The organism is Ancylobacter sonchi (genome assembly GCF_018390695.1).
In the GTDB taxonomy this organism is placed as follows: Bacteria; Pseudomonadota; Alphaproteobacteria; order Rhizobiales; family Xanthobacteraceae; genus Ancylobacter; species Ancylobacter sonchi.
Map to the genome: position 1 here is coordinate 1 of NZ_JAHBGF010000025.1, position 3,974 is coordinate 3,974.

Annotated in this window: 2 protein-coding genes and 1 pseudogene; 1 reads left to right on the plus strand and 2 read right to left on the minus strand. The window is 53.8% G+C overall.

The features are described from left to right. Together KHC28_RS14475 and KHC28_RS14480 are read right to left on the minus strand one after the other, a co-directional pair. A partial coding sequence (locus tag KHC28_RS14475; RefSeq protein WP_214009081.1) for a transposase occupies positions 1 to 183 on the minus strand: 183 nt, incomplete at its 3' end. A 57-nt stretch (positions 184 to 240) separates the two neighbouring features. Then, positions 241 to 597, minus strand: coding sequence for a hypothetical protein (locus KHC28_RS14480; protein ID WP_214009082.1), 357 nt, complete (start codon positions 595 to 597; stop codon positions 241 to 243). A gap of 1,232 nt (positions 598 to 1,829) precedes the next feature. On the opposite strand from KHC28_RS14480, the pseudogene KHC28_RS14485 reads away from it, so the two are divergent. Beyond that, positions 1,830 to 2,736, plus strand: a pseudogene (locus KHC28_RS14485) (integrase core domain-containing protein). Positions 2,737 to 3,974 lie beyond the last annotated feature (1,238 nt).

Sequence of the window (3,974 nt, forward strand, 5' to 3'; positions counted from 1 at the left end):
CTCAGCCGCCTGATCGTCACCGCGGACCACGGCGGCAGACTTGCCATACCGCTTCCTCCACTCGTAGAGCGAGTACTTGCTGATCCCCAGCCGCGCAGCCGCCTCGGCAAACGGATAGCCCCGCTCGGTGATCTGAACGACCGCGTCGCGCTTGAAGTCCTCGGTGAAGTTCGCTTTGCCCATCGGGGGCCTCCTTGCCTCAAATTGAGGGAAGAAGGCGTCCAGGAATCTAGGGCCGGTTCAGTATCCCGTATTTTCGTCTTCCAAACGGGAGAGCTGGTCTCGCAAGCGGGCGTTCTCTGCCTCAATCGCCTCAATTGATTTTCGCGCTACGTTACGGATGCGACGCGTGAGGTCACGTTGCGCCCATTTGAATGCGTCTTCTTTCGTGTCGAATATGCGCTCGGTTTCTGAACACTTCCAACTGCCTCCGCCCCAATTATCGAACAGATAGTCGCAATCAAAAACGCCCTTACCAACCCAATATTCCGAATCGTCGGGAGAGGACTTGAGCGTCCACCTAATGCGGCCGGCTCTTATTTGAATAGGCTTATCGATGGCTGGTGGGGCGCTGTCGGGATCGGTGGCTCGATTCACTTTTTCTTCTCTCCACTGGTGTGATGCGTTTATGCTTGGTTGTAAGCGGCGCCGATTATGCTCTTGTTGGAGGCATGATGAGTATGGCCGTTGGTGACCGCTGCTAGCGCTGGCTGGCGCCCAGATAACAAACTAACACCCACTTCGGAAGGCCCCATACAAAACCTCTCATAAGTCCCCTGTCGAGAGAAATGCTATTCGCCGGTACCTATGGTGGTTTCGTGTCGTGGGAGAGCCGAACGCTAAATCCGATTGACCACTACCTGGAGCGCGCCCGTTGAGGTGGACAGCGTGACGGCGAGCAACTGACCGGAGGGCCTGGCTCTCGAAGGATGAGAGCCATGGCGGGATTTGGGCAATCCCATACTGTCGCGAGGACCGTTGCATTCCCGATTGGTTCAAAGGTGGCAGGTTAACGGCGCCTGCGTGACGGGTCGGATGAAATCAAAGTATTTCAATATCTTATGAATTTTGATTTCCATCGAGAAGGGACCCTAGATTTCCACTGAAAAGTGACCGGGGGGATGGTGGTCTTGGGGTCAGGTGGCGGTCAAGTATCGCGGCTTACCCTAGTGGGTTTGAGCGGCTTTGCCGAGCTGCTCTTGAAGCGGAAGCTGTCGTTGCCGGTCTTGAGGATATGGTAGCGGCGGGATATCTCCCGGATCGAGCAACGATCCCGATGATGCCAGCACCGGATAACGCTCGATAACTCCACGTCGATCACTCCGCTGCCCCCGCGCGTGCCGCGTGAGACGTGGTGAAAACATGGGTCACTTCTCGATGGAAAATCCGCTCCTGCCGGGTCAGACCCCAATGGAAATCGACTTCTTATGAGACGAAATTTTCCGTCTCCCCCCCTCAAGCCGCAAAAGTGCCATGACTTGGAGTGGCGTCACGGATATGGTCCTGACGAGTCCTCCTGCAGCTGGGCATCCCAAGCGGCACTTACGGAGGAAGTGCAGCACGGCGACCCTTGCCCGCGACAGCGTATCATGAACCGGCGACGAAGAGCCGTTTAGCGGTTACGCCGGTGCCGCCACCCTGCTGGGCAACCCCTCAAGGCGGAATGGCTGCTCGAAGGTCAGGGCGCTGATGCCGACGGATTCGAAATTCCCTAGATGTTTAGTCTCAAGGTGTGGTGGCGAATTGTTGACGCCGTTAGAGAGGGACACGCTATGGGCTAGGTTCTTCACGGAAGCGCCGCGACCACGCACGCCGTTCGAGCGGAGCTACTGCGATTGCAAGCTTCAGCCGCGGACCTCTCACGGCGTTTCGGGATCAACGAAGAGACCATGAGGAAGTGGCAATCTCGGGGGACCGTGGAGGACCGCCGATGGGCCCGAACGAGTAGAACAGCTCCGTCCTCTCAGCCATCGAGAGGCCGCGACGCGCACTGCGTGTGCGCCCGCTTGCCGCTGGACGACGTCTTCATCGCACTGAAGGACGTCATCCCGTATCTGACCCGCTCGTCACTGCATCGTCGCCTGCAGCGTCACGGCATCTACCGGCTGCCGAAGGCGGATCGCGAAAAGCCGAAGCGGTTCAAAGCGTATGAGATCAGCTACTTCCACATCGACAAAGCTGAGCTGCGCTATGAAGGCGGCAAGGCCCATCTGTTTGTAGCAGTGTATCAGAGCTCTAAGCTGGCCTTCGCCCGAACTACCGGAAGGCGACTAGGATCGTCGCGGCGGACTTCCTCAAGGCCCGTGCTCATGGCGATTCCCTACAAGGTCCACACCGCGCTGACCGACACCGGCGTGTAGTTCCTCCAGCACAACAAGAGGGCCGAATGCGGCCTCCTTGCTCATGTCTCCGGAAAAGGGTCTGTGCCACGAATTGCGCTGAGCACAGACCCTCCAGGCCGTATCATCCTTCGACCAATAGACAAGCTGAGCGGATGGTCCGAACCATCAAGGACACCACTGTCCGCACCCTCAACTGCACCTCGATCGACGACCTGCGACGCCACGTCCCGGACTGGCTGCTCGCTTACCACCACGCCTCGCTTACCACCACGCCAAGCTACTCAAGGCGCTTCGGTTCAGATCCCCGATCGAGGCACTCCAGCACATCAGCGCCGAAAAGCCGGAGCTGTTCAATCCACAGCCAAGCCATGACATGCTGAGACTAAACACCTAGGCAAGTCGACGCGGCAAGCAGCCTGTACCCACCACCAAGCTACCCAAGCCACGTCAGTTAGTGGAACCAGATGACTGCCTACTGTCAAAAAGGAAAATTATCCCACCTATCCGGTGGCATATACCATGTCAGATCATGATCTATCGCATCCGAAACTGGCCAGGGCCATCAAGGAATGGTACACTATCGTGAATTGAGTTGGAAGATGAGTCATCCTTAATCAACTCCGCGCATTCCGGACATTCGCCCGTTCCTACACAGCTCGAACACATCAAAATATTACCGGTATCGACACTGAATAATCCAAACACCTTCTTAGTTGACACAATCGATCCGGATCCCTGGCAACGAAAGCATTTCAGGTCGCCATTGCAGCGTCGACAGCTCATAGTCTCCTCCACTTTCATATTGTCCATCCCAGATCTGGCGTCTAGGCAGGCGCAAAATTGCACTTAAAATTCCCTGCACGCAATAAAATAATATGTTACTGGATCTTCGCGAAGCGATTTCATGCTGCAGCGCAATGCGGTATCAGAGGGGGCGATGCTAGCAGTCCTGGCAACAAGACATAGGTCGAAGAAATTGATGATAGTGACTGCCGCGATTATTTATTCCGTAAGCCGATAAATTATCCCGCGTAGGAATGGAACCATGTTAATTCGTAATGTCGTTGGACCCGACACACTTAGAGACTTATTTATAATATTTATACATAATATTTTAATATAATTAATAGTAAAATAAATCGACATAAGAAATGAAAGTCGAAAATTTGATCAATATATATGCAAAAATGAAATCAGAAATTTCCAATAAACGCTAAGAAATTAGCTATTATTATCATAGTAAATAAAAAATTATGTCTACAAGTGTTATTTTGAATTTATTATTACATATAAAAATGTGCGATTGTCGATCTGTTGGTAAGCTGTACCATCCGTGGCGTTCTATGGGCAATTAATGTCTGGAGCCGTGGGAATGTGACCGACTCGATACTATTCCACACTCTTGATATCCCCAACAGGTCTGATATCATTATTTTCCATAATCAGGAGCTTATCTCGTACGGCCCCCAGAGGCTGCAGCTCAGCGCCTGCAACATCATTAACATCGGCAGGGCCGAGGTGACGTGCTCGCCTGAGTTCCTGCTGGTCATAAGTTAGGCCCGGCTGGGTTTTGGTCCTCGTGGGACGAGCTTACGAACATCGACTGGGACAGGCCACCGAGGCTCGTATGGG